This is a genomic window from Leptospirales bacterium, from assembly GCA_019694655.1.
Taxonomy (GTDB): Bacteria; Spirochaetota; Leptospiria; order Leptospirales; family Leptonemataceae; genus SSF53.
In genome coordinates, this window is the sequence record JAIBBN010000008.1 from 36,288 (window position 1) to 60,267 (window position 23,980).

Genomic DNA, 23,980 nt, shown 5'->3' on the forward strand with positions numbered 1-23,980 from the left:
CAAGCCCTTCCTGCCGCCGCCGCTGACCGGCGCCTGCCGGAAAAATTCTTGTACTTCTGGGCCCAGCTGAACAGGATGCACCGGTCATGCGTTATCCGCAGTTGCCGGTCATTCGCTGGCGGCGGCCGTACTTCCTGGTTGGGCTGAGCGGCGGAATCGGCGCGGGAAAGTCCGCCGCGCGCGAGGCTTTTGCGCGCGAGGGTTTCCAGACACTGGATGCTGATCTCCTGGCGCGGGAAGCGTTGCACTCCGAGGAGTTGCGGGGCGCATTGCTTGCCGCTTTTGGCCAGCGCATTGTCGACGCCGAGGGCCGCATCAATCGTGCAACGCTGGCAGAAATCGTTTTCCTGGATACTGGACGACGGGAGCAGCTCAACGCCCTGGTTCATCCAGCGGTAGAAAAGGCCTTTGAGCAGGCGCGGCAGCTACTGCGGCCTGGCGAGGCGCTGGTCTACGAGGTTCCGCTGCTCTTTGAGAAGGGCCGCCAGGCGGACTTTGATCTGACTGTGACAATTACGGCGCCGGCTGAGCTGCGCTTTGCGCGTGCAGCCAGTCGCAACGGTTGGTCGCGCGAGGAGTTTGAACAGCGCGAAGCAGCACAGCTGCCGCTGGCCGAAAAGGAGGCGCGCGCTGATCTGTGCATTGAAAACAGCGGATCGCCAGAGCAGTTGCAGCAGGCGATCACAGCGCTGGCGGCGGCGATTCGCAAGGCTGCGCCGCAAGCGCGAACATGAATTGATACTTGAGGGAACTTCAGGAACGAAACGAGGGACAAAGCATGATGCGCAAACGAGTATTTTATGTAGTCAACCTGGATCGCAGTCGAATGCTGCTGCTGGGCGTCAGTCTGGCGGCGGCCATGCTTACGGCCTTTGCACTTGGATTGAACCTGGGGCGAGAACAAAGTCCGGGCCTCGTCTTACGGCCGCCCATGCCAGGGCCGGCCGCCGGCGCTGAGGACTTGCCGACGCTTCAAGATGATAGCAACCTGGCGCGGTCGCTTACCGAACAAGAGACGGGAATGCGAGCCGACGATCTACCGGCGGCAATCGATCATGCCCCGCTGCCGACGGTCGGCGCCGCTGACAGTTCCCGGAGCCAGTCCGGGCAAAACTTTGCCAATCGCGGCCTTGCGCAGGCCGCCAGTGACAGCAACAGGCCGGCGCCCGGTTATGCTGAGGACCGCCTGCTGACGGAGCAACGCGGCGAAACTTCCAGCGTTCGCGATCAGCGCGACAGCGGGCAGAGACGCGAGCTTGCCAGCAATCCGACGCCGCGCCGCCGCAATCGTGGCGCCGAATCGCGGCGACGCGAGGCAGAGCAGCGAACGGAACGCGGCCACAGATCGCGCCGCGAAGAATCCAGAAGGACTACGCAGCGTAGCGAATCGTCGGATCGCAACAGGCGACAGAGCGCCGCTCAGAACCATCGCACCGAAAGCGCGCCATCGGCGACGGAGAATGCGACAGGCCAGAGGAGACCCTCAAACAGCGCCCCTGCGTCGCCCACGCCGCCAGGCGCCGCCGTCGAAAATCGCCAGTCTCCGGATGCCGCGGCGGCAGCTGGCAGCCGGACGCCGCCAGGTGCGCAACCGAGCGCAGCAACATCCAGACCTTCGTCTTCACCGGCGCAATCGGAAGGTGTTTCGCTGCGCAACGTCGCCGCCGATCGCAGCGCGCCTCAGGCGCCTGCAGCCGGAAACTCGACTCCAAATTCCACAGAGCAGACGCGCGCCGCTGATAACGGCTCTCGACGCTACAGTCTGCAGCTTGGCGCCTTCCAGAGTCGATCGGCGGCGACGCGCATGGCCAGCCAGTTGCGCGAGCAAGGCTTTCAGCCGCAAATCAATCGCAGCGGAAATCGCCATATCGTTCGCGTCGGCGGCGGTCAAACGCGCGAACAAATTCGAGGCCTTGAATCCAGATTGCGCAGCCGACACTACGCGCCGCTTCGCGTCGAAGACTGATGCTGCGGCAACGAGTGCGCTGTACACGGCGGTCGGACCTTGCCGCCGCCTGGTTTAGCGCTTTCGTTAGAATATAGTCATGGAATCCCCGAATCGCGGCCCGGCAGGTCGCGGGATTTCGACTTGTCAGCGAAGCCGGAAGCCAGAGAGCATGCGGCGTGACGCCCGAGGAGACACAGGCGAAGAATCTGGTCGTCGCTACGATGATCGATCGGCTGGAGTCGACCTATTCCGACTTCATCACCGGGATCAAGGGCTACGATAAGATACCACAATTTTTCCGCGATCACCTCTACTCCCCGCCTAACAAGGAAGCGCGCGATGCCGCCCTGGACCAGCTCTACAGCAAGCTGCGATCAGTAACGGGCGAGGAAATGACCGCCAACATCCACAAGCTGATATTGCTGAACCGCCTGACCGACGAGCTTGATCTGGATACCGCGCGCATCGCCCTGCGCGGTCCGCTGCGCAAACGAAGTCTGGAAGGGGCCACGCTGAGCGTCCATGAGCTCAACGATTGCGTCGCCCGCGCCGGCCGCTTCGAAGACCGTATCACGCAGGTACAGATGGTCGCCGATAGCCTGGGCTTCTTTTTTACGCTCTCCAAGCTGCCTTTGATCAGGCTGGTAATGGCGCCAATCAAGGTCGCCGCCTCCATGGTCGGCGCCATGGAGCTGGTCTCGACGATGGAGGCCGGTTACGACGTTTCACGCGGAATCAAGGATATGCGGCCGTTTATGGACGCCTGGGTAGAGCGGGAGACAGCGCGCATCGAGGATCTGGCCGGAAAAAAGCCGGCCCGTTGAGGGCGACGGCCGGTCCCCCCTCGCCCAATTTGTAATTGTCCGTCTTGCCTGCCCCGGCCGTTACTAGTGGGGAGCGGCAACTGCCGCTGGAGGCGACCGCTGGCCCAATCGACGAATCCGAAACATGCCGCCGAGAAGGCCGCGCGCCGCCAGTCGAGACGCGCTGAGCCCGGCGCTCCGCTTCTCAGCCGCAGCAACCATGAACTCTTTATTAACCGCGAAATTTCCTGGCTGCAGTTCAACAACCGCGTGCTGGAAGAGGCCGGTCGCAAAGACAACCCGCTGCTGGAACGCTTGAAGTTTCTGGCAATCTTTGAAGCAAATCTCTTTGAATTTTTCATGATTCGAGCTGCTGGCCTCAAGCAGGTGCTGGCCTCAGCCATTCCCGAAATTCAGGACGACGGCCGCACCCCTCTGGCAACGCTGCAGGAGATTTCACGAATCTCGCACCAGGCAGAGCAAACCATGTCGCGTCAGCTGCGCGAGGTGCTGGCCGGACTGCGCGAACATGGCCTGGATCTGATCGATTCCTACCGCGACCTTGTACCCCACGAACGCAGCTATGCCGCCGACTATTTTCACCGCGAGGTCTTTCGCATTCTGACGCCTCTGGCCATTGACCCGGCGCATCCGTTTCCGCACATTGTAAACGGCCGCTTGAATCTGGCGGTTACTCTGCGGCGAAAGAACGCCCCGGTTAAGAATCAAGACTCCTACGCTATCGTGGAAGTTCCAAATGTTTTGCCGCGCTTCCTGGAACTGCCGGCGCGCAGCAAAGCCCACGGCCCGCGGCGCTACATTGCACTGGAAGAAGTGATCAAGATGCACGCCGCCGAACTGTTCAGCGGCACTGCGGTGCGCAGTTTTCATGGCTTTACCATCATTCGCAACAACGATCTCTCCATCGATGAAGTGGCGTCGGACAACCTGCTCTCGACAATAGAGGAAGAACTCAAGAATCGTCGCTGGGGCGAAGCGGTTCGACTCACCTGTCGCGAAGGAATGCCGGAAAACATTCGCGAGTTTTTGCGCGAACGGCTGGATTTGGAGCCCTATGAGATCTATGAACGACCTGGCCCGTTGAATTTGCAAGATCTCTGGCAGCTCTACAATACGCCGGCCGAAAACCCGGAATTGCGCGATCGTCCCTTCATAGCTCATAATCCCATCGCCGATTATAAGCCCGAGAAGCTTTTTGCCCAAATCCGCAAGAAAGACCTGCTGCTGCATCACCCCTTCCAATCATTTCAGCCGGTGGTCGACCTGGTAAACTATGCGGCGCGCGATGCCAAGACCCTGGCCATCAAGCAAACTCTGTATCGTACCGGGACCGACAGCCCGATTGTTCGCGCCCTGATTCAAGCTGCTGAAAACGGCAAGCAGGTCACGGCGCTGGTAGAGCTGAAAGCGCGCTTTGATGAGGAACGCAATATCAACTGGGCGCGCGAAATGGAAAAGCACGGCGTGCACGTGGTCTATGGTCTGGTGGGACTGAAAATCCACGGCAAGATGCTACAGATTGTGCGACGCGAGGCGGACGGCGTAAAGGCCTACTGCCATCTTTCTACCGGCAATTACAACCCGATAACAGCGCGGATGTACACCGATATCTCGCTATTTACCTGCGACAGCGCCATCAATGACGACGTTACCGATTTATTCCACAGTCTGACCGGTTACTCTACGCCGGCGCGCTTTCGAAAGCTTGCGGCAGCGCCCATCAACCTGCGCGAGACCTTGCTACGACTGGTGCAGCGCGAGATCGCTAACGCCGAAGCGGGCAAGCCGGCGCGAATACGTCTGAAAATGAATTCGCTGGTAGATTCGGACATGATCCTTGCGCTGTACCGCGCCTCGCGAGCCGGCGTGCCAATTGAATTGGTGGTCCGCGGCATCTGCTGCCTGCGTCCCGGAATCAAGGGCGTCAGCGACAATATCGAGGTCTATTCTGTAGTTGGCCGCTTTTTGGAGCACAGCCGCATCTTCTATTTTGAGAACGGCGGACAGCCGCGCGTCTTTTTGTCCAGCGCCGACTGGATGCCCCGCAATTTAAATCGCCGGGTAGAGATCCTGTTCCCGGTGGAAGATGCGGATCATGTAGCAAGCCTGCGCGGCGTACTGGATGCAATTGCCCGCGACAACCACAATCGTCGTCGCATACTTACGGATGGCAGCTATGAGCGCTTGCGGCCCGGGGCCAACGAGGCGCGATTTTCCTCGCAGCGTCACTTCCGCGAAACCGCAATTAAGGAATTTGCCGAGCTGGAGAGGGCCATCGCCAATCGACGCCGCACAGTATTCCAGCCGCTGACCAATCCAGACCGCGGCGCGCTGGCGCCGGCCGCCGATCACGAGGAGACCGAAAAGGAAAGCCGCCCACAGTCGCCGCTGGAGAGTCTAGCTGAGCACACCAGCGGAGTATCCGATGGCTGAGGTCATTTGCTGCAGCAAAGCTGTTTGTCCGCCGCGATCTCTGCGCCTCATAGGCGTAGCAGTGGTTGCGCTATTGCTGGCAAGCTGCTATACGCTGGATCCGGAACGCGAACAATCGCCCTGGTTTCGCGATGGCCGCTACCACAATCTCAGCGATGATCGCGCACTGGAAGAGAAGGGCTTTCTATCCGTGTTACGCTGGAAGATTTTTGGCGATGCCGATCCGCCGGCAGCGGACGGCGATCTGGAGGCCATTCCCGCGGTGACCCCGCGGCGAAGGGAAGACTTACTGGCCAACGAGGGCCAGCTGCGTGTGGTATGGATAGGGCACGCTACGGTCTGGATTGCCAGTCAGCACAACGGTAAACGGTTTCATCTAATTACGGATCCCATTTTTGGATCGCCGATGTTCTGGATGCGGCGTTACACGGCGCTGCCGTTGCAGCCCGAAGAATTCCCCGAGATTCACGCCATTCTGATCAGTCACGCGCATCGCGATCATCTGGACTACGACGCGCTGCGAAGGCTGCAGGCGCACAGCCCCGGCGTGCAGATCTACATGCCCTCCGGCCTGGGCGCCCAGGCTCGCCAGCAGGGTCTGGCAAATGTACACATTGTTGATTGGTGGCAAAGCGAAGAGCTGCGTGGTCAACGCATCACTTTTGTTCCGGCCTTTCACTGGAGCCGCATGGGCTTGAACGATATGATGCAGTACCACTGGGGCGGATACGTAGTGGAAATTGACAATCGGAAGGTCTATTTTGCTGGCGACACGGCCTTTGCGGATCACTTTGTACAGATCAGCGATCGATTTCCACAGGGCTTCGATCTGACACTGATGCCAATCGGGGCCTTCAAGCCGCGCTGGTTCATGCGCTACGCGCATATTGACCCCGAGGAGGCGCTGACCGCTAACAGGATCCTGGGCGGGCGCTATATTCTGCCCGTCCACTGGGGCGCCTTTGCCCTTGGCGACGATTTACCCTCCGAACCCGGACTCTACTTTCAGCGCCTGCTGGAGCAAAGCGGCGCGCCAGGGCGCGTCTGGACGCCCGGCGAAATCTTCGATCGTTGATGGAATCCGGATTTTCGCCGGGCATTGCCATAGAGATCTGACATGGTGCAGCATCGCAAAGCAGACATGACAATTATTGGCGGCGGCCTGGTTGGACTGGCAACCGCCTATGCCTTGCAACAGTCAAGCAAGGGACGCAAACAGCCGCACATCGTAGTCTTAGAAAAGGAGAGCGGAGTCGCTGCCCACCAGAGCGGACACAACAGCGGCGTGATCCACAGCGGTCTGTACTACAAACCTGGCAGCGCCAAAGCGCGACTCTGCGTGGACGGTCGTCGTCGCTTGCTACAATTCTGTCGTAAAGAAGGCGTGCGCTTTGAACTTTGTGGCAAACAGGTCGTCGCCAGCAGCGAGGGCGAACTGCCGCGCCTCGAGGAGCTGCGCCGGCGCGGAATCCAGAATGGACTGCGCGGGCTGCGTTTGCTGAAGGCGGCGGAGATCAAACGGCGCGAGCCAGGCCTTCGCGCAGCAGGCGCATTGTTTGTTCCCGAAACGGGCATCGTCGATTTTCCCGGCATGGCGCAGGCCCTGCGTCGGCGAATCGAAGGCCGCGGCGGCGAATTCCTGGCAAACTGCAAGTTGCACGAGGCCCGACTGCAAGGGCCACATTGGAAATTGTGCGGCGATGGCTTTGAAGTAGAAAGCGGCGCCTTGATCAACTGTGCCGGATTGTATTCGGATCGCGTCGCAGCGCTGTGTGGAGAAAAGGTGGAGACGGCGATACTTCCTTTTCGCGGCGAATACTATCAGCTGGCGCCTGCAGCGCGCTCCCTGGTTCGGGATTTGATCTATCCGCTTCCCGATCCAGCCTTTCCCTTTCTGGGCGTACACTACACGCGTCGCATAGACGGCAGCATAGAAGCCGGACCCAACGCAGTTTTTGCCCTTGGCCGCGAGGCCTACAACTGGAAGAGTTTTGATACGACGGAGACTCTGGCAGCGCTGCTCTTTCCGGGACTGCGTCGACTGGCCGCCCGCCACTGGCGAATGGGCCTTGGCGAGATCCATCGTTCGCTGTCGAAGGCGGCCTTTACGCGGGCCTTGCAGGTTCTTACTCCTGACTTGAAAGAAAGCGATCTCTTGCCTGGCGGCAGCGGCGTGCGCGCCCAGGCCTGCGACCGCAACGGCAAATTGCTTGATGACTTTGTCGTCCTGCGCGGACGACGCGCAGTGCACGTAATCAATGCTCCTTCGCCGGCCGCCACCGCCTCCCTGGCCATCGGCGAGCAAATCGCCGCCATGGCGATGAGCGAACCTCTGTAGCATTCGCCCCGACCGCCGCCCGCCTGGCCCGGGACTCTTCAGTCAGGTCGATTTTATAGTTGACCGTTCGGTAAAGAATGTCTTCTTTTCGAACATGCCGCGTCGCAGCCAGGCCCGCGAGAAGCTGCTGACAGCGGCGCGCGCCGCCTTCTGGACTCATTGCTTCGGTCCGGTAGGCGTGGAGGAGCTCTGCCAGCAGGCCGGAATCCGTCGGGGCTCGTTTTACTATTTCTTTTCTTCGAAGGAAGAACTCGGATTGGCGGTGCTGGAATCATTCTGGGACGATGAGGCTGCGGCGATCCAACGCTTCCTGCGGCTGAAGGGCCCTGCAGGGGCCGGATTGCTGCCCTACCTGCGCGACTGCCTTCGCCGACAGCTTCGGCACGTGAAACGTCACGGTCACATCCCGGGCTGTCCCTTTGTGAGTACCGGCGTGGAATCGGCGGCGGTCAGCGAGGCGCTACGTCAGCGAGTTTCTGAAATACTGCAACGCTACCAGCGGCGACTTTCGGCCCTGGTCAACGAAGATCAGGAGCTGGCGACGCGAACAGTCTTACTGCTGCAGGGCGGCTATGCTCTGGCGCGCGTTCAAAATAGCCCGGCGCCCTTGCGGCATGCTTTGCAGGCAATTGCCTGGACGCTTGAAATGGAAGGAGCCAGGTAATGACCGATCTTGCGTTACTGGATAGAAGAATTGAGGAACTGCTGGCATCCGGCGCGGACCCAAAGACCGGCAGAGCCTTGCGGAACTTTATTGAGGAAGCGCCTGCTGCCAGAATGTATGCGATATCTCCGTATCGTTTGGCCGAGGACCTTTCGCTTTCACAAGACGAAATGCTCGATGCCTTCTTGCTTGGCGTGCTGATCGGACTGTTCGAATTGGAATGGAATTTTCGCTGTCCGGCTTGTGGCGTCGGCGAGACCAGAGCTCAACATCTACAGGAGCTGGAACAGAATGCATTCTGCAATATCTGTCGCATTGATCTGCCTGGAGAATTTGACGAAACCATAGAATTGAAATTTAATGTGAGTCATGATATTCGACGCGAGCCGCAGCCGGAGCTTGGCGACTCGATTCTTGCCTGGTTTGCTCCTGGTAAGCGCCTCGCTCTGGAACTGCCGGCCGGCGCAGTAAAGACAGTGCAGCTCAAATTGGATCACGGGCCTTATGCATTTTTCTACGATAGCGCCCAGGCCCCGCTGGCGCTGTGCGCCGGTCATGGCGAAAGCACTTCAGAGGAACGCGAGATCGAAGTGACAATCAACGCTGCTGGATGTCAGAGCAGCCTTGCCAGCAGCATTCGCTCTATTCGCCCAGGTCCAGTCCGTCTGACTATCCGCAATCAAGATCGCAACGCCAAAAAGGCCGAGCTGGTCCATGGCAAACCAAGGCCCTGGGTGCGAGCCATGGATGTTGCCCTGAATCGGCACTTCCACGAGCACTTCTCCACCGAGTTGATCCATCCAAAGCGCTCCTATGCCATCCGCAATCTGGTCTTTTTGTTTACGGACTTGCGCGGCTCCACCAATCTCTACGAACAACTGGGGGACGCGCGCGCCTATTCTCGTGTCCAGGAGCATTTTGATATTCTGAGCCGCTGCGTGGCGGAACATCGCGGCGCTGTGGTAAAGACTGTCGGCGATGCGATCATGGCCGTATTCAAACGCAGCAACGACGCGCTGCGCGCTGTCCAGGAAATGCATGAACAACTTCGCGAGCGTACTGAACTCGTTCTCAAGACCGGCTTGCACCGCGGCCCGGCAATTGCCGTCAATTCCAACGAGCGTCTGGACTACTTTGGCCGTACTGTAAATCTGGCGGCGCGTCTGCAGGGACTTTCGCGGGGCGGCGATTTGATACTCTCGCGCAGTCTGGCAGAGGAGCCTGCTTTACAGCCGCTGCTGAAGCAGTCGGGACTGAACGCTGTCAAATATCTGGCGCGGCTCAAGGGGATTGCTGGCGAATATCCTATCGCCAGAATCTCGTTAGCGGAAAGCGACTCGATGGCAACAATGCCTGTTCCGCCGGGTGACATTCAGAGCGGGCGGCAATCTCTTGTATCGGCAAAATCGTAGCTTGCCATGCAAATTACTATTCCGGACGCCGACCGGCGGCGCTTCGCTCACAATTGCAGCGCCGGCGGCCGCTATGATTCAAGCGTCAATCAAGTGAACCAGGAAGCCTGAGCGTAGCTTGGGTTCAAACCAGGTCGACTTGGGCGGCATAATCTTTCCGGCATCAGAGACGGCGATCAGTTGCGCCGTGCTGACCGGCGGCATGGAAAAGGCCAGCTGGAATTTGCCGGAAGCAAGCAGACGCTCCAGTTCCGCCTCGCCGCGGATGCCGCCGATAAAGGAAATACGATCGGAGGTGCGCGGATCCTCGATGCCCAGGACGGGTCCCAGCAAATTTGCCTGGAGTATGCTTACCATAAGCGATGCAATAGGATCATTATCGTCATAGCTGCCGGCTCGGGCGCGGAGCGTGCGCCATTGGCCTTCCAGCAGCATACGGCACTCATTGGCTGCGGGGGGCGCGGCAGTTGCCGGCAGGACTTCAAATCTCTCTGCTGCCAGTTGCAGAAGACGTTCGCCACTGTGGCCATTCAGATCGACGACAGCCCGATTGTAGGGGAGGATGCTCAATTGGTCGTCGGGAAAGCTTACCGTCAAAAAATAATTGAAGAGCTCCTTCCCGCTGACCTGAGCTGCGCTCTTGCGCCGCGCGCCGCCCACAGAAACCGCTGATGCTGCACGGTGATGACCATCGGCAATGTAGGCGGCCGGAAGTGAATGGTACAATGCAAGCAATTCGCTTTGCTCGGCGCCAGGGCCTACTGGCCATATGCGATGGCGCACTCCATCATCAAAACTTACATCATAGAGCGGCTGCGTAGTATCGGCATGAGCGTCCATCAATTGCGCCAGTCGCGGCGCCTGGCTGTTGTTGTAGAGCAAAAAGACCGGACCAGTATTGGCGCCGGTACGATCGATGTGGACAGTACGGTCGCGCTCCTTTTCGGCGCGCGTCAGCTCGTGTTTCTTGATGCGGTCGCTCCTGTAGTCTTCAATGGAGGAGAGCGCCACCAGCCCGGTTTGCTGGCGCGAACCCTGATTCAATCGATAGATATAGACATGGTCGCTTGTTTCGCGCAGTAACTTGCCGGCTTGCTGGAATTTCTCCAGATTTTCCACGGCCCGGGCGTAGACCTGGTCGCTGTAGGCATCTACGGAATCCGGAAATTCTAGGTCGGAACGCGTGATGCGCAAAAAGCGCCAGGGCGCGCCCTTGGCCATGGCGCGGGCTTCCTCGCGGTCGACTACGTCGTAGGGAACGCTGACGATTTGATCGGCATATTCAGGTTGCGGACGAAGGGCGCGAAAGGCGCGAAGCTCTGGCATTCTTTACTCTACGGAATTAGGATCAGATTAGATCAAGTATACAAGCAAACGATCGATCGCCCTACAGGTGCTCCTCTTCCCAGTAGGCGCCCGGCTGACTGTAGGGCGTGCCCTGCGTCATGTACGCAGCATAAGATTCCAGCAACATGCGATTCTCGTCCTGGAAGTTGGCCAGACGCTGGAAGAGCATGCGAATGCTGGGATCCTCGAACTTATCAGTAATCTTGCGGTAAAAGTCCGCCGCGTCTTCATGCTGCCGCGTAGCCATGCTGACCGCTTCCAGCTCGTCGCCGCCAGCATCGCTTTGAGTATTGCGATCGAGCCGCTTCATCAGAATGTTCAACGAGGTGGAGTGAAATTTCTGCACGCTGGAGAGCATCTTCAAATTGGGCAGCGCTTCGCCGCCCTGCACCTGGCTGTAGATTTCTTTGATCAGGTCAATGTGGTCTTCGACTTCTTCGGCCAACTGGTAAAACAACTGCTTGATGCGCCCTTCGGGCATTGACTCCGCATTACGCAGATAAAATTCGAAGACGCGCTTTTCATGGTCGATGGCGGCAGCCACCGCCTCCAGAAATGTGGTCTTTTTTACGGGCTTGAAGCGGGCCATGACAGAAGGCTTCGTCAAACTGCTCGGCGCGACAATCCCTTTTTCTTCAATGCACTCAAAGCTTCCACAGTCGGATGCGGGCTTCCTCCCCTTCCAGCTTCATCGTACTCTGTCCTAGCGCCTCGCCTGCCCCGCTCCCTTGCTCCGCCAGGGTTTCCGAATCGATATAGCTCCGGTGCTGCGCCGCGGCTGCCTGCAAACGCTCGCTGGCCTCGATCTGCAGACGAATTCGATCGGTTACCTCCAGTCCGCTTCCTTTACGCAATTCTTGAATGTTGCGCACCAACTCGCGCACCATTCCCTCCTGAATCAGCGCCTCATTCAGGCGCGTGTCCAGCGCCACCAGCAGACCGCCGGATTCGGCGCCGCTGACGCCCTCTGCTGAAATCGACTCCAGCAAGAAATCCTCGCCGGCCAGTACAATCGGCGGCGCCTCGCCAATCGAAATGTTTTCGCCGCGCTTGATGCGCGCCGCCAGTTGGCGAGCATCCGCCGCCAGAATAAATTGCTGCACTTCCTTGACGCGCGCCCCCAGACTGCGGCCGATGCGCGGCAGATTGGGCTTGATGCGGTATTCCAGGATGCCGGCGGCGCCATCCAGAAATTCCAGGCTCTTCACATTCAGTTCATCGAGCAGCGTATCGGCATTATTCTCCAGCGCCTGTCGGTCCTCGGCGCGCTCGACATGGACCAGCAGACGCGAAAGCGGCTGACGCACCTTGACGCCCGAATCGGCGCGCGCCGCGCGACCCAGAAAGGCGGCCAATTTAACCAGCTCCCCTTCACGCAAGGCCGCGGCGTCATAATAGCTTTTGGCATCGCCCTGCGGCCAGCCCGCCAGATGCACGCTATCCGCAAATTCTACGCCCTTGCGATTCTTCAGCGGCGCACATACCAGCTGCTGGTACATTTCCTCGGCAAAAAAGGGCGCAAAGGGCGCAAGCAGTTGCGCTACCGCGGTCAAGCACAGATGCAGCGTATCATAGGCGGCCAATTTGTCGGCGTCCAGCGCGCCTTTCCAGAAGCGGCGTCGGTTGCGCCGAATGTACCAGTTGGAGAGACTGTCAGCAAATTCCTCGATGGCTTTGCCCGCCGCCAGACAATCGTAATCCTTTAAATTTGAAGTGACTTGCTCGATCAGCCCACTGCGCGCCGAAAGAATCCAGCGATCGGCTGGCGGACGTTGCGCCGCAGGCAGCGCGCCAGCGATTGGCGCATGCTGCCAGTCGCTATCCAGCTGCACGCCGTCAACATTCGCATAGAGCGAAAAAAAGGATACGCTGTTGGCCAGCATATTGAACAGACCGTGGACGACAGCCACCGGGTCGTTCTTATCGCCGGGCTGTCCAACACGCCGCGCATTGCCGGGCGGCGCCTGCGTCAAAAAGTACCAGCGAATGGCATCGGCGCCATGGATTTCAAAAACCTTCCAGGGATCGACGACATTGCCCCTGCTCTTGGACATCTTCTCGCCCTTTTCGTCGAGTACATGCCCCAGACAGACGACATTGCGATAGGAAGCGCAATCGGAGGCCATGGTGGAAATGGCCAGCAGCGTATAAAACCAGCCGCGGGTCTGGTCCACGGCCTCGCAGATGAAGTCCGCCGGGAAGTAGCGCGCAAAGTCGGACTTGCCGCGCGCTGGCCAGCCCCATTGTGCATAGGGCATGGCGCCTGAATCAAACCAGCAATCAATGACTTCCGCAACGCGCCGCATGGTGCGGCCGCTCTCTGGATCCACAAAAGTAATCTCATCAATGTGCGGTCGATGCAGATCCAGCTGGCCCAGCTTGCGGCCGCATAGCTTTTCCAGTTCTTTGACCGATCCGATGACGCGATATTCGCCCTCGCCGTCCGTCCAGATGGGCAACGGCGTTCCCCAGTAGCGTTCGCGCGACAGCGCCCAGTCGCGATTGGCCGCCAACCAGTTGCCAAAGCGCCCGTTCTGGACGTGATCGGGCACCCAGCGGATTTGCTGGTTGTTGGCTATCATCTGTTCGCGAATCTCTGTGGTGCGAATGTACCAGGCGTTCTTTGCAAAGTAGATCAACGGAGCGCCGGTGCGGTAGCCAAAAGGATAGTTGTGCTTGTAGCGCTCCGATTTGAAAACAAGGCCGGCCTGCTTCAGCTCGCGAACAATGAGCGGATCGGCGTCCTTGAAAAAAAGGCCGGCATGCGGCGTGCCCGGCAGAAATTTTCCATCCAACCCAACTCCGTGAACGACAGGCAATCCGTGCGCCTGTCCGGCGGCAAGGTCATCCGCCCCATAGGCCGGCGCCAGATGGACAATGCCGGTTCCGGTATCCAGCGTAACAAAATCGGCGCAGATCACGCGAAAGGCGTTCCAGGCTGGATCAGCGGGAATGTGCGGCAGCAGCTGGCGGTAGCGCAGGCCCTCCAGTTCGCGGCCCTGCATCTTCTTAACAGTTTGCAAGTCTTGGTCGGCAAAAAGTGAATTCTGCAAAGCCTCTGCAAAAATCAAGCGCTCGCGCCGCCCCTCGCCGGCGTCGCGTTCGGCCAACAAATAGACTGCGTCGGGGGCCACGGCCAGCGCAACGTTAGATGGCAGCGTCCAGGGCGTCGTAGTCCAGACCAGCAGACTGACATTCTCTCCAAACTCATCGCCGGCCAGCGCAAAGCGAACAGTCAGAGATGGGTCCTCTGTTTCGCGGTAGCCCAGGTCGACCTCGGCATCCGACATCGTTGCGCCCATCACCGGATCGATAGGCGTGACGCGAAAGCTCTGGTAAATCAAGCCGCGCTCCCAGATTCCTTTGAGCAGCGACCAAACGCTCTCCATGAACGAATTGTCCATTGTGAAGTAGGGCTTCTTCAAATCGACCCAGAAGGCCATGCGCTCGGTGAAGCGGTCCCAGGCCTCCACATAGCGCAGCACGCTCTGGCGGCAAAGATCGTTGAACTTTGAAATGCCGTACTTCTCTTCGATTTCGCTCTTGGCCTGGATGCCCAGTTCCTTTTCCACTTCGCGTTCGACGGGAAGCCCGTGGCAGTCCCAGCCGGCTCGTCGCGGCACATGAAAGCCCTGCTGCATGTGAAATCGAATGTAGATGTCCTTGTAGACGCGACTGAGGACGTGGTGGATTCCGGGCCGACCGTTGGCTGTGGGCGGACCTTCGAAGAAAACGAAAGAAGGCCCGCTGGCATTCTGGCGTGCGCCGCGCTCAAAGACCCTTTTCTTCTTCCAGAACTGCAGCAGGCGCTCTTCGCGATCCTTTGCCTTCTCTTTGCTTGACCATTCTGGAAATTTCTGGCTCATGAGTCTTGCTGATGCTACGGACGATCGAATGGTCAGACTGTCAAAGCGGCAGGTCGCGGCAAGCAAGTCGCAGATGAAGGTCCCGCCAGCAAACTGCGCGGCAAAATATCTAAACACTTGATCAGTATTTTGAGTCCCGGCTGCAGTCAGCCAAAGCGTTTGACCCCTGGCCCACTTTTGCCGATCCTGGTATATGTCCGCTCTTTGAGGGCTGGCTACGCCAGTCTCTGTTGAAAATTAGGCTAAGCTGTTAGCGCCAGCGTCGGCCGCGTCAAAATGGCGCGAGGTCCGGCCGGCTCAAGGCTTGTCCGGCGATTTTCGGATTTTTCAGGGACGGACAACTGCGGCCGCAAGGCATGCATCAACGATATGTGCGGGAGGCGCAGGCCTCGCGCAACCCGAGGCCAGACCATGTCGCAAACAGTCGAAACTGAAGTACGTGATCCGCTCTACCAGAAAGTCGTGGCGCAGATCAATGAAGAGAAGCTTGTCAAAGATTTGAATCTGGTTCAGTTGAGTAAGTTCAAGAATCTCGACGATATCGCGCAGGAGCTTGGCGCCGCAGCCAACAGGGCAGAAATAGTAGGACTCCTGGAGGAGAACCTGAAGGAAAGCGGAACCTCGTTGGTATCGCGCTACGTTCTGGGACTGGCCTCCTTTCGGCAGGAGGGCGTTGACATCGAAGGCCGCCTGAAGAGCCTGCTGGATCACTACTCGCGCAATGCTAAATGGACCATTGTCGATCACATTGCGGACCGCATCCTGGAAACGGATGAAAACAATCGCACGGCATTGCGCGCCAAGGTAGACGCCACCGAGCGGCTCAAAGGAAAAAAAGAGCTGCGCCCCTTTCTGGAACGTCTGGCGCAGATCGATCGCAAGAATCCCGATGTAGTCAAAAAATTCGCCCTTTCCATTCTGGATGAGGATGCGCCTCGGGCCATCAGTTCGCTGAAGCAGGCGGCTGAATCCTATGCTCGCCTCAAGGATTATCGCAATCTCGAGGAAATCTGGAACCTGGTTGTCCAGCACGACTACAAAGATCTGGCTTTCTTTGAACGCATTGAGCGGATCTTGGTTGGCAACCGCGAAAAAACCCGCGCCGCCGCCTACCTGGTCAATCTTGTAGAGCCGCATCGCGCCGAGGAGAACTGGCCGGCGGTCATCAGCGTTCTCAAGAAAATCCTGGAGTACCAACCGGATTCAACGCGCGCCCGCGGCGATCTGGTGCGCGCTTACCGTTCGCTCTATGAAAACCACTCGCTGCTTGCCGAGTTCCTGAAAATGTCCGACTTGACCAACCACAAAAAGCCGGTTGGTCCGTGCATCGCCAGCTTTGAACGCAATATTGTCTTCGATAAGGGCAACTACGTCTACCATCGCACGCGCGGCGTAGGAAAGATTGCAGAAATCGACAAAGATCAGGTGATCGTCGACTTCCGCGACAATCCGGGACAGCGCATGTCGATCCAGATGGCGATTTCCAGCCTGCAACCGATTACTTCCAACCACTTCTGGGTGCGCATGTATGAAGCCCCGGCAGACATGGAGGAGCTTTTCAAGACCGACCTGCCGATGTTCTTCGAGATGCTGCTTTCGTCCTTTGGCAGCCGAATGACCCTCGCTGAAATCAAGTCGGAGCTGACGCCGCGTTTCCTTTCCATTGCGGAGTGGTCTAAATGGTGGACGCGAGCGCGCACAGTAATCAAGGATCATCCGCGTTTTGGCTTCAACCTCAAAAAGAAGGACGAGATCGTACTGCGCGAAAACGAGGTCTCTCCATCCGAAGAGCTATCGATGCGTTTTCAGGCGGCCTCCGACTGGAATCAGAAGCTCGACCTGGCGCTGGAGTCGCTGAAGAGCGATCAAACCGAGGACGCTGCTCAGACCTGCGTGCAGTTCTATCGCGAAAGCGAAACCTCGCGGGACGCGCTCAAGCAGCTGCACAGTTTCCTTTTTCTGGAGCTTGCCCAGCAGGCCATGGGCGAGGAGATTGCCGATCGCCGTTTGAAGCGCGACCAGGTGCGCGAATTGATTCAGAAAGCAAAGCCAAAGGATCTGATCAAGTGGTGCGCGGAAACCACCGCCGTGGACATGAAGCGCGAGATCGTAAACTGGATCGCGCGCAATCGCCCCGACTATGCCGAGATTCTTGAGGAAATCCTTTTCGAAGTGCCCATCAAAGTCAACCGCCACGTTCTCAACGAACTCAATCGTACCAGCCAGGAGGCCACGCTCAAGTCCTTCCTGCACAAGACCTTGACTCGCTATCGCGAGCATCCCGAAACTTTCCTCTGGGCGGCCAAGGGCATTTTGACCGGACAGTGGAACTACTCCTGGGTCGAGGCGACGCGCGAGGACACGCTGTTGATGGTGTTTCGTCTGCTGAAGCCGCTGAACAGCATTGAAAAGAAAGGAACGCGGCTGAAGAACACCGCCATAGAAACCATCCTGGGGACCGGCAATATCACCGTTGAAAACCTGAAGAAAAACGATAGTTTGGGCGAATTGGTGCTGGCCGCCGCTGTCGATCGCCTGCGTCGCATGTATGCTCTGTTTCGCGAGGTACCCTACGTCGCTGACGCCCACAAGGAAAACTTCCTGCAGTATCTCAGCGAGATGCGGCCCGATTTCAGCGCCGATAGCGCAACGACGGCCGACGCCGAAGAGGATAGCGAGTCGGTAGAGTCGCTCCTTCCGCCGGAGGGCGTCATTCTGGTTTCGGCGGGGGCGCTGCAGAAGCGCCGCGAGCATCTCGATCACTTGATCAATGTTGTGATGCCGGCCAATTCGCGCGACATCGGCGAAGCGATGGAAAAGGGCGACTTGCGGGAGAATGCCGAATACAAGGCGGCTATGGAACGTCAGAGTACGTTGCAGGCCGAAATTCAACAGGTCAGCGAAGAAGTTAAGCGAGCCGAAATCATCGAGCCAAAGAAGGTTCGCCGCGATGTTGCAGCCATTGGTTCGCTGGTCGAACTCAGTCAGGCCGATGGCAGCCGCATCAGCTACCGCATTCTTGGCCCCTGGGACGCCGATACGGAGCAAAACATCATTTCTTACGCCTCCCCTCTGGCCCAGGCCTTGCTGGGAAAAAAGGTCGGCGAAAGCGCGAGCCTGGATGGCGGTCCGAGATTTAAGATCGAATCACTTGCATCGGCATTCGGCTGATGGGCGGCCGGCGCAAGTCGGCTGCCGTCTCGCGGCCGGCGGAGTGCGTACTGCGTGCGCAGGGCCTCAGTCGAGTCTATCGCAGCGGCGAGGTCGAGACTGTCGCCCTGCGGTCCGTTGATCTCGAAATCTTTGCGGGAGAATACGTGACGTTGCTTGGGCCTTCGGGCAGCGGCAAATCGACGCTTCTCAACCTGCTGGGCGGTCTCGATACGGCCAGCGCGGGTCAGATTGAATTTCGCAACCGGCTGCTGACCGCTGCCAACGACGAAGAGTTAACGCGCTATCGTCGCGAACATGTCGGTTTTGTTTTTCAATTCTACAATCTGATCCCCAGTTTGACGGCTCGTGAAAATGTGGAACTGGTTACGGAGATTGCAGCTCGACCCTTGGCGGCAAGCGAGGCGCTGGCGCTGGTCGGCCTGGCCGATCGCGCCGATCATTTCCCCTCGCAACTTTCCGGCGGCGAGCAGCAGCGCGTGGCGATTGCTCGTGCTATTGCCAAACAACCCGAGGTTCTATTTTGCGATGAGCCAACTGGCGCGCTCGATCACGCAACTGGACGTCTGGTATTGCAGGCAATCGGGCGGGTAAACGAAAGTCTTGGCGCCATTTGCGTTGTAATCACTCACAATGCAGCCATGGCCGAACTTGGCGATCGTACGCTGCGTATGGCCGACGGACGCATAGTCGCCGCGACGCACAATACCCGCCGACGACTACCCGATGAGATCAGCTGGTAGTCAGGCATGCGCTCGATCGATCGAAAGGCATTGCGAGACCTGCGCCTATTGCGCTGGCAGGCTTTCAGCATTGGCGCCGTCGCCGCCGCCGGCGTTATCGTCCTGACTTCTTCGCTCAGCGCCTACCAGAGCCTGCGCTCGGCGCGCGATCGCTTCTATCGACAGGCGCGCATCGCAGATATCTTTGCCGATGTTCAGCGGGCGCCCGAGTCGACCCTCGAACGGCTGCGCGCCCTTGCCGATGTTCAGCTGGCCGAGTCGCGCCTTGTTTACTTTGCCACGCTGGACATGCCGGGAGGAAGATTTCCAGCCGCCGCCAATTTGATTTCTTTGCCCTACGAGGGTGAAATCGGCTTGAATCGACCAATCCTGCGCAGCGGTCGCCTGCCGCGGCCGGAGGACGCCGACGAGGCGCTGGTCAGCGAGGCCTTTGCATTGAAAAACGCGCTGCGACCTGGCGCCCGCATTGCGGTGTTGCTCAATGGCAAACGACGCAACTTTCGCATTACTGGCGTAGCCTTGAGCGCCGAATATGTGACTGCCATCCGCCCCGGCGCAGGCCTGCCCGATGATCAGAATTATGCGATCCTCTGGGTTTCGCGTCGCACGCTGGAAGCGGCCTGGGATATGCAGGGGTCCTTCAACAGCCTGGCTATTGCACTGCGGCCAGGAGCTTCGCCCCGCCTGGCGCTGGCCAGAATCGACGAATTGTTGAAATCCGCAGGCGGCCATGGCGCGCGACTGCGTAAGGAAATACCATCTGACATCTTCGTCGCCAATGAACTGGACCAGCTGCGCTCCATGGCGATCGTATTGCCCGCTATCTTTCTGGGCGTTACCGCGTTTCTGCTGAACGTCGTCATGCATCGCCTGGTCGCCCGACAACGCGACCAGGTGGCGACACTGAAGGCCCTTGGATACGACAACCGTAGCATCGCTCGCCATTACGTGTTGATCGCCGTGTTGATTGCCGGCGCCGGCGGCATTGCTGGCGCCGTGCCGGGCTACTACCTGGGCGCCCTCTGGGTCGATCTCTATCGCGATTTTTTTCGTTTTCCGGATCTGCGCTTCGAGTTTGGCGTCCATCTGCCCGCGCTTGGCGCCCTGATCAGTATTGTGTCCGCCGTGGGCGGCGCAGCCGGCGCTTTTCGGCAGGCCGCTCGTTTGCCGCCGGCGCAGGCAATGCGCCCGCCGGAGCCGGCGTCCTTCCAGCGCAGCCTTGCCGAACAACTTGGATTCAGTAAAGTATTCCCGGGAATGCGATCGCGCATGCTACTGCGCGCACTGACATTGCGACCGCTGCGGACGCTGCTGGCCGTCGTAGGCATTGGCTTTGCATCGGCGGTAGTGGTCGTCGGAATGTTCTGGCAGGATGCAATTGACTACATCGTCCATGTTCAGTACTATCTGCTGCATCGCGAGGAAGCAACCGTCGTCTTCACCGCGCCGGTATCCGAGAGCGCGCTGCTAGAACTGCAACACATGCCAGGCGTGATCTATGCGGAAGGCTACCGGGATCTGCCAGTTCGCCTGCGTTTTGGACCGCGCCATGAGGACGCGGCGATAACCGGCGCACCTGATGACCAGCGATTGCGGCGCGTTCTGAATCGACGCCTGCGCAGTCCGCGTACTCCTCCCGGCGGCATGTTGTTGAATCGAATGCTGGCAGAAGATCTGGGCGCGCGCGCCGGAGATCGCATTGAAGTGGAAACGCTGGAAGGCGAGCGACGTGTGAGCCAGATGCGTATTGAAGGGCTGGTCGATGAATTTATGGGCCGCAGTGTCCTGCTTTCGCTGGAGGAGGCAAACCGACTGGCAGGCGAAGGACGGCGTATTACCAGCGCCGGGCTGCTCTATGATCCAGCCTACAGCGCCGAACTCTTTGCCGGCCTGCGTAAGATGCCGCGGGTCAGCGCCGCAGTGACACGCAGCCAGGGCCTGAGCATTTTTCGCGAACAGAGCGCCGCGGTAATCGTGACCACCAGTTTGATCCTGCTGGCCTGCGCCGCAGTCATTGCCTTTGGCGTTGTCTACAACACTGCGATGAGCGCTCTATCGGAGCGCGCCTTTGAACTGGCCAGCCTGCGCATCCTGGGATTTTCACCGACGGAAGTTTTCCGGATTCTGGCTGGCGAACTGGCTGTCCAAACAGCTCTGGCGCTGCCGGCTGGCGCGCTGCTGGGATTGCTGATGGCCTGGCTGGCAATCGTCGGAATGCCGGTCGAGGGCTTCGTAATTCCACTGAAGATTGACCTTTCGACCTACATGCTGGCCGCGCTGAACACCAGCGTTGCCGCAGCGGCCAGTCTGTACTTTCTTTACCGTCGAATTCGCCGCCTGGATCTTGTCGCAGTGCTCAAGGTGCGCGAGTAACCGGAGCGTGGAGGAAGGCCGCGATGAACTGGAAAAGCTGGCTGAAGGGTCGAAGACTGATCTACGCCGCTCTGGGCGGAGCTGCGCTGGTTCTGATTGTCCTCGCCTTTCAAAAGCAGCCGGTACAAATTGAAAGCGCCATCATCACCCGCGGCCGTTTCGAAGAAACGATTACGGTCGAAGGGCAGACCAGGGTCCGCGAGAAGTTCACTGTACTGGCGCCGGTGAGCGGCGTGCTCCAGAGACTGCGCCTGCATGCCGGCGACCGCGTCGCACGCGGACAAACGGTGGCGCAAATCCAGTGGGACTATCCGCGGGCCGTTACTGCGCCAGGGGCCGGCCAGATCTTACGCGTCCACCGCGAAGATGCCGGTCCGATCGAAATGGGCCAGCCCATACTGGAACTGGGCGACCTCAGGCGCATGGAGGTTGTTGCTGAGGTGCTGACCGCCGATGCCGCGCGACTGCAGCCCGGCATGCCAGCACACATTGATCGCTGGGGCGGCGATACAGTGCTTGCTGCACGGGTGAGACTGATCGAGCCATCGGCCTTCAAGAAGATATCGCCGCTTGGCGTCGAAGAGCAACGCGTACGCGTGCTGCTTGATCTGCTGGCCGCCCCGGAAGAACGTCCCGCGCTGGGCGATGATTTCACCGTTCGATGCAGTATTGTCCTGCGCCAATTTGATCAAGTGTTGATTGCACCAATTGGCGCCCTCTTTCGTGATGAGAGCAGCTGGGCGGTCTTTCTGATTGAAAGGGGCCGAGCCCGCAAGCAAAGAGTCGAGCTGTTGGGTCGCAGCCAGACCCAGGCTGCAATTTCCGGCGTCGCAGAGGGCGCCGAGGCCGCGCTCTATCCTGGCGATGCCGTCAATGACGGCGATCGTGTTCGTCCCCTGCCCCGGTAGACTCCGCTCATGTATGCCGCCGCGACGCCGGCAGATAGCCCCTGGGCGATTGCCGGTCGCAAAAGTATCCATTTCTGGCGCAGTCTTACCTTGTCCCCTCCTGTGAAATTTGCTACGATCGAAGCCAAAAGAAAATCTCGGATACGATCTCAAGGAGGTAGTAGATGAAAAAGAGCTCTATTTGGATTCTCAGCGGACTGCTCGTTGCCTGCTCCGCAGGCGGCAAATCAAATCGGGAAAAAGCGGTCGAACTGATTTCCAGTCTTCAATCAGGCGACCACGCGCCAATCGCCTACATCAATCCCGATAAGTATATCCAGCACAATATCAACGTTGGCGACGGGATGGCCGGCTTTGGCGAACTGATGCAGCATAAGCCGCCACAGGGCTTCAAGGCGCGCGTCGTTCGCTCCTTCCAGGACGGCGACTACGTGGTGTTGCACTCTGAATACGACTTCTTTGGCCCCAAGATTGGCTTCGATATCTTCCGCTTTGAAGACGGTCGAATCGTGGAGCACTGGGACAATCTTCAGGAAACGACGGCCGTTGGCAGAAGCGGACACTCCATGATTGATGGCCCAACTGAGGTAAGCGATCAGTCCCGGACTGAGAGCAACAAGGAACTGGTCCGGAAGTTTTATGACGTGGTGTTGATTGGCGGCGATCTTTCCAGAGTAGGCGAATATCTGGACGCATCCTACATCCAGCACAACCCGATGATTCCCGACGGAACGCAGCCGTTGATCGACGCCCGAACCCATGGCGTATTCAGCGTAACGCGCACACATCTACTGCTGGGCGAAGGAAATTTTGTACTGGTGCAGTCGGAAGGGATGCTGACCAACAAGCCGGTTATCTTCTATGACCTATTCCGCATTGCCGATGGTAAGATTGTGGAACACTGGGATACCATCGAATTTGCCGTGCCTCGCGAACAGTGGAGGAACTCCAACGGCAAATTCTGAGTGTGCGCTCAGAAACCGTTACCTATTTCTTGATCGATCGGCGCGCGCCGGCAGGGCCTGCGCCGATCGGCGAAATTCCAGCGGCGCCAGCAAGGCGTGCTTTCGAAAGTACTTAGCAAAGTTGGTGGCTTCATCAAAGCCCAGTCGACGGGCAATCTCGCCTACCGATTCATCGCCATGCGCCAGCAATCGCTTTGCTTCAAGGAACAGGCGATCATCAATCATCTGCTTTGGCGTTTTACCTGTCACGCGCAGCGTGGCCTTTGCCAGATCCCTGGCAGGCAGCATCAACCGCTTTGCGTAGTAGCTTACGCGCTTTTCAGCAATGTACTGCTTCTCGATCAGCTCCCGGAAGGCGAGCGTTCGCTGGATTTCGCGCGAGGAACGCCGCGCCTGAGGCAGCCCCTCGCGTATCTTGCGCTCCGCCAGCAGCAGCAATAGATGGACCAGCTGCTTCAGGATGGCCGGATTGGCGGCGGCGCCGAACTGCAGTTCCTCCGTAATCCAGTTCAGGATAGTCCGCAATCGTGCATGAGTCTCGCGATCCGTCTGCAGCAAGGGTCCGCTCAGGATCTGATTGAACAGCACATTGCCCCGCAAGAAATCGGAATCCGCCGCGCTTTGACAGAAGAAGGATGCAGTAAAGATCAGGGCCTGGCCTGAATACTTGCGCACAGCATCAAACTGATGGATCTGTTCGCGGGCCAGAAATAGCAATGATCGCGGCGTGACCGCAACTTCCTGGAAGTCGACGCGATGGACGGGCGCACAGCGACCGAAAAAAAGGATGTGATAGAAATCCGTGCGGTGCGGTCGGGTCGCCGTGCGATGGTGGTCGCGAAGCATTCTCTCCATATTCAAGACCTCGATCTCCGGCGGCGTCCGCCGTCGAAAGCTGAGCGTCTTGATCTCGCCCGGCCGCCCCGCCTTCATGCTCTCCATCATGCCATTGCGCCTGCCGAGAGAATTATAGCCGATTGCCGCAGCG

Annotated in this window: 17 protein-coding genes; 13 read left to right on the forward strand and 4 right to left on the reverse strand. The window is 58.8% G+C overall.

What is annotated here, in order from left to right:
* Positions 1-86: 86 nt before the first annotated feature.
* The 8 genes from coaE to K1X75_12125 all read left to right on the forward strand — a co-directional run bounded on the left by coaE (position 87) and on the right by K1X75_12125 (position 9,619).
* Positions 87-734 (forward strand): dephospho-CoA kinase, encoded by a 648-nt coding sequence (gene coaE, locus K1X75_12090; GenBank protein ID MBX7058797.1) that lies wholly within the window; start codon positions 87-89, stop codon positions 732-734.
* A gap of 44 nt (positions 735-778) precedes the next feature.
* Positions 779-1,966 carry an SPOR domain-containing protein gene (locus K1X75_12095; protein MBX7058798.1) on the forward strand — a complete coding sequence of 396 codons (1,188 nt, stop codon included), beginning with the start codon at positions 779-781 and terminating at the stop codon, positions 1,964-1,966.
* 203 nt (positions 1,967-2,169) lie between these two features.
* On the forward strand, positions 2,170-2,772 hold the full coding sequence (locus K1X75_12100; protein ID MBX7058799.1) for a hypothetical protein: 603 nt from the start codon (positions 2,170-2,172) through the stop codon (positions 2,770-2,772).
* Positions 2,773-2,871: 99 nt separating this feature from the next.
* The gene (gene ppk1, locus K1X75_12105) at positions 2,872-5,205 is read left to right on the forward strand and encodes a polyphosphate kinase 1 (GenBank protein MBX7058800.1); all 2,334 of its coding nucleotides are present in this window, start codon (positions 2,872-2,874) and stop codon (positions 5,203-5,205) included.
* Positions 5,198-6,280 (forward strand): MBL fold metallo-hydrolase, encoded by a 1,083-nt coding sequence (locus K1X75_12110; GenBank protein MBX7058801.1) that lies wholly within the window; start codon positions 5,198-5,200, stop codon positions 6,278-6,280. Before ppk1 ends, K1X75_12110 begins: the two co-directional genes overlap by 8 nt.
* A 42-nt stretch (positions 6,281-6,322) precedes the next feature.
* A complete protein-coding gene (gene lhgO / locus K1X75_12115) occupies positions 6,323-7,543 on the forward strand; it encodes an L-2-hydroxyglutarate oxidase (GenBank protein ID MBX7058802.1) in 1,221 nt (406 codons plus the stop codon).
* 94 nt (positions 7,544-7,637) lie between these two features.
* Entirely contained in the window at positions 7,638-8,207 is a 570-nt protein-coding gene (locus K1X75_12120; GenBank protein ID MBX7058803.1) for a TetR/AcrR family transcriptional regulator, read from the forward strand.
* Positions 8,207-9,619: an adenylate/guanylate cyclase domain-containing protein gene (locus K1X75_12125; GenBank protein ID MBX7058804.1), complete on the forward strand. Its 1,413-nt coding sequence runs from the start codon at positions 8,207-8,209 to the stop codon at positions 9,617-9,619. Before K1X75_12120 ends, K1X75_12125 begins: the two co-directional genes overlap by 1 nt.
* A gap of 78 nt (positions 9,620-9,697) precedes the next feature.
* Here K1X75_12125 and K1X75_12130 read toward each other — a convergent pair whose 3' ends face one another.
* The 3 genes from K1X75_12130 to ileS form a co-directional block, all read right to left on the reverse strand.
* Entirely contained in the window at positions 9,698-10,945 is a 1,248-nt protein-coding gene (locus K1X75_12130; protein MBX7058805.1) for a DUF1015 family protein, read from the reverse strand.
* A gap of 61 nt (positions 10,946-11,006) precedes the next feature.
* The gene (locus K1X75_12135) at positions 11,007-11,555 is read right to left on the reverse strand and encodes a ferritin family protein (protein MBX7058806.1); all 549 of its coding nucleotides are present in this window, start codon (positions 11,553-11,555) and stop codon (positions 11,007-11,009) included.
* Between the two features lie 55 nt (positions 11,556-11,610).
* Complete coding sequence (gene ileS / locus K1X75_12140) at positions 11,611-14,832, reverse strand: isoleucine--tRNA ligase (protein ID MBX7058807.1); 3,222 nt, start codon at positions 14,830-14,832, stop codon at positions 11,611-11,613.
* 411 nt (positions 14,833-15,243) lie between these two features.
* Here ileS and greA point away from each other — a divergent pair, with 411 nt between their 5' ends.
* The 5 genes from greA to K1X75_12165 all read left to right on the forward strand — a co-directional run bounded on the left by greA (position 15,244) and on the right by K1X75_12165 (position 22,992).
* Positions 15,244-18,003: a transcription elongation factor GreA gene (greA, locus tag K1X75_12145; protein MBX7058808.1), complete on the forward strand. Its 2,760-nt coding sequence runs from the start codon at positions 15,244-15,246 to the stop codon at positions 18,001-18,003.
* Positions 18,003-18,746 (forward strand): ABC transporter ATP-binding protein, encoded by a 744-nt coding sequence (locus K1X75_12150; GenBank protein ID MBX7058809.1) that lies wholly within the window; start codon positions 18,003-18,005, stop codon positions 18,744-18,746. Before greA ends, K1X75_12150 begins: the two co-directional genes overlap by 1 nt.
* A gap of 6 nt (positions 18,747-18,752) precedes the next feature.
* Positions 18,753-21,119 carry an ABC transporter permease gene (locus tag K1X75_12155; GenBank protein MBX7058810.1) on the forward strand — a complete coding sequence of 789 codons (2,367 nt, stop codon included), beginning with the start codon at positions 18,753-18,755 and terminating at the stop codon, positions 21,117-21,119.
* 23 nt (positions 21,120-21,142) lie between these two features.
* The gene (locus K1X75_12160; protein MBX7058811.1) at positions 21,143-22,027 is read left to right on the forward strand and encodes an HlyD family efflux transporter periplasmic adaptor subunit; all 885 of its coding nucleotides are present in this window, start codon (positions 21,143-21,145) and stop codon (positions 22,025-22,027) included.
* Positions 22,028-22,191: 164 nt separating this feature from the next.
* Complete coding sequence (locus tag K1X75_12165; protein ID MBX7058812.1) at positions 22,192-22,992, forward strand: hypothetical protein; 801 nt, start codon at positions 22,192-22,194, stop codon at positions 22,990-22,992.
* Positions 22,993-23,010: 18 nt separating this feature from the next.
* Here the strand turns inward: K1X75_12165 and K1X75_12170 are convergent, their stop codons facing one another.
* On the reverse strand, positions 23,011-23,937 hold the full coding sequence (locus K1X75_12170) for a helix-turn-helix domain-containing protein (GenBank protein ID MBX7058813.1): 927 nt from the start codon (positions 23,935-23,937) through the stop codon (positions 23,011-23,013).
* Positions 23,938-23,980: the final 43 nt, after the last annotated feature.

Excerpts from the sequence above, each read along its gene's own strand:
- coaE (MBX7058797.1), top strand. The coding sequence starts at position 87 with ATGCGTTATCCGCAGTTGCCGGTCATTCGCTGGCGGCGGCCGTACTTC.
- K1X75_12095 (MBX7058798.1), top strand. The coding sequence starts at position 779 with ATGATGCGCAAACGAGTATTTTATGTAGTCAACCTGGATCGCAGTCGA.
- K1X75_12100 (MBX7058799.1), top strand. The coding sequence starts at position 2,170 with ATGATCGATCGGCTGGAGTCGACCTATTCCGACTTCATCACCGGGATC.
- K1X75_12110 (MBX7058801.1), top strand. The coding sequence starts at position 5,198 with ATGGCTGAGGTCATTTGCTGCAGCAAAGCTGTTTGTCCGCCGCGATCT.
- lhgO (MBX7058802.1), top strand. The coding sequence starts at position 6,323 with ATGGTGCAGCATCGCAAAGCAGACATGACAATTATTGGCGGCGGCCTG.
- K1X75_12120 (MBX7058803.1), top strand. The coding sequence starts at position 7,638 with ATGCCGCGTCGCAGCCAGGCCCGCGAGAAGCTGCTGACAGCGGCGCGC.
- K1X75_12125 (MBX7058804.1), top strand. The coding sequence starts at position 8,207 with ATGACCGATCTTGCGTTACTGGATAGAAGAATTGAGGAACTGCTGGCA.
- K1X75_12130 (MBX7058805.1), bottom strand. The coding sequence starts at position 10,945 with ATGCCAGAGCTTCGCGCCTTTCGCGCCCTTCGTCCGCAACCTGAATAT.
- K1X75_12135 (MBX7058806.1), bottom strand. The coding sequence starts at position 11,555 with ATGGCCCGCTTCAAGCCCGTAAAAAAGACCACATTTCTGGAGGCGGTG.
- ileS (MBX7058807.1), bottom strand. The coding sequence starts at position 14,832 with ATGAGCCAGAAATTTCCAGAATGGTCAAGCAAAGAGAAGGCAAAGGAT.
- greA (MBX7058808.1), top strand. The coding sequence starts at position 15,244 with ATGTCGCAAACAGTCGAAACTGAAGTACGTGATCCGCTCTACCAGAAA.
- K1X75_12150 (MBX7058809.1), top strand. The coding sequence starts at position 18,003 with ATGGGCGGCCGGCGCAAGTCGGCTGCCGTCTCGCGGCCGGCGGAGTGC.
- K1X75_12155 (MBX7058810.1), top strand. The coding sequence starts at position 18,753 with ATGCGCTCGATCGATCGAAAGGCATTGCGAGACCTGCGCCTATTGCGC.
- K1X75_12160 (MBX7058811.1), top strand. The coding sequence starts at position 21,143 with ATGAACTGGAAAAGCTGGCTGAAGGGTCGAAGACTGATCTACGCCGCT.
- K1X75_12165 (MBX7058812.1), top strand. The coding sequence starts at position 22,192 with ATGAAAAAGAGCTCTATTTGGATTCTCAGCGGACTGCTCGTTGCCTGC.
- K1X75_12170 (MBX7058813.1), bottom strand. The coding sequence starts at position 23,937 with ATGATGGAGAGCATGAAGGCGGGGCGGCCGGGCGAGATCAAGACGCTC.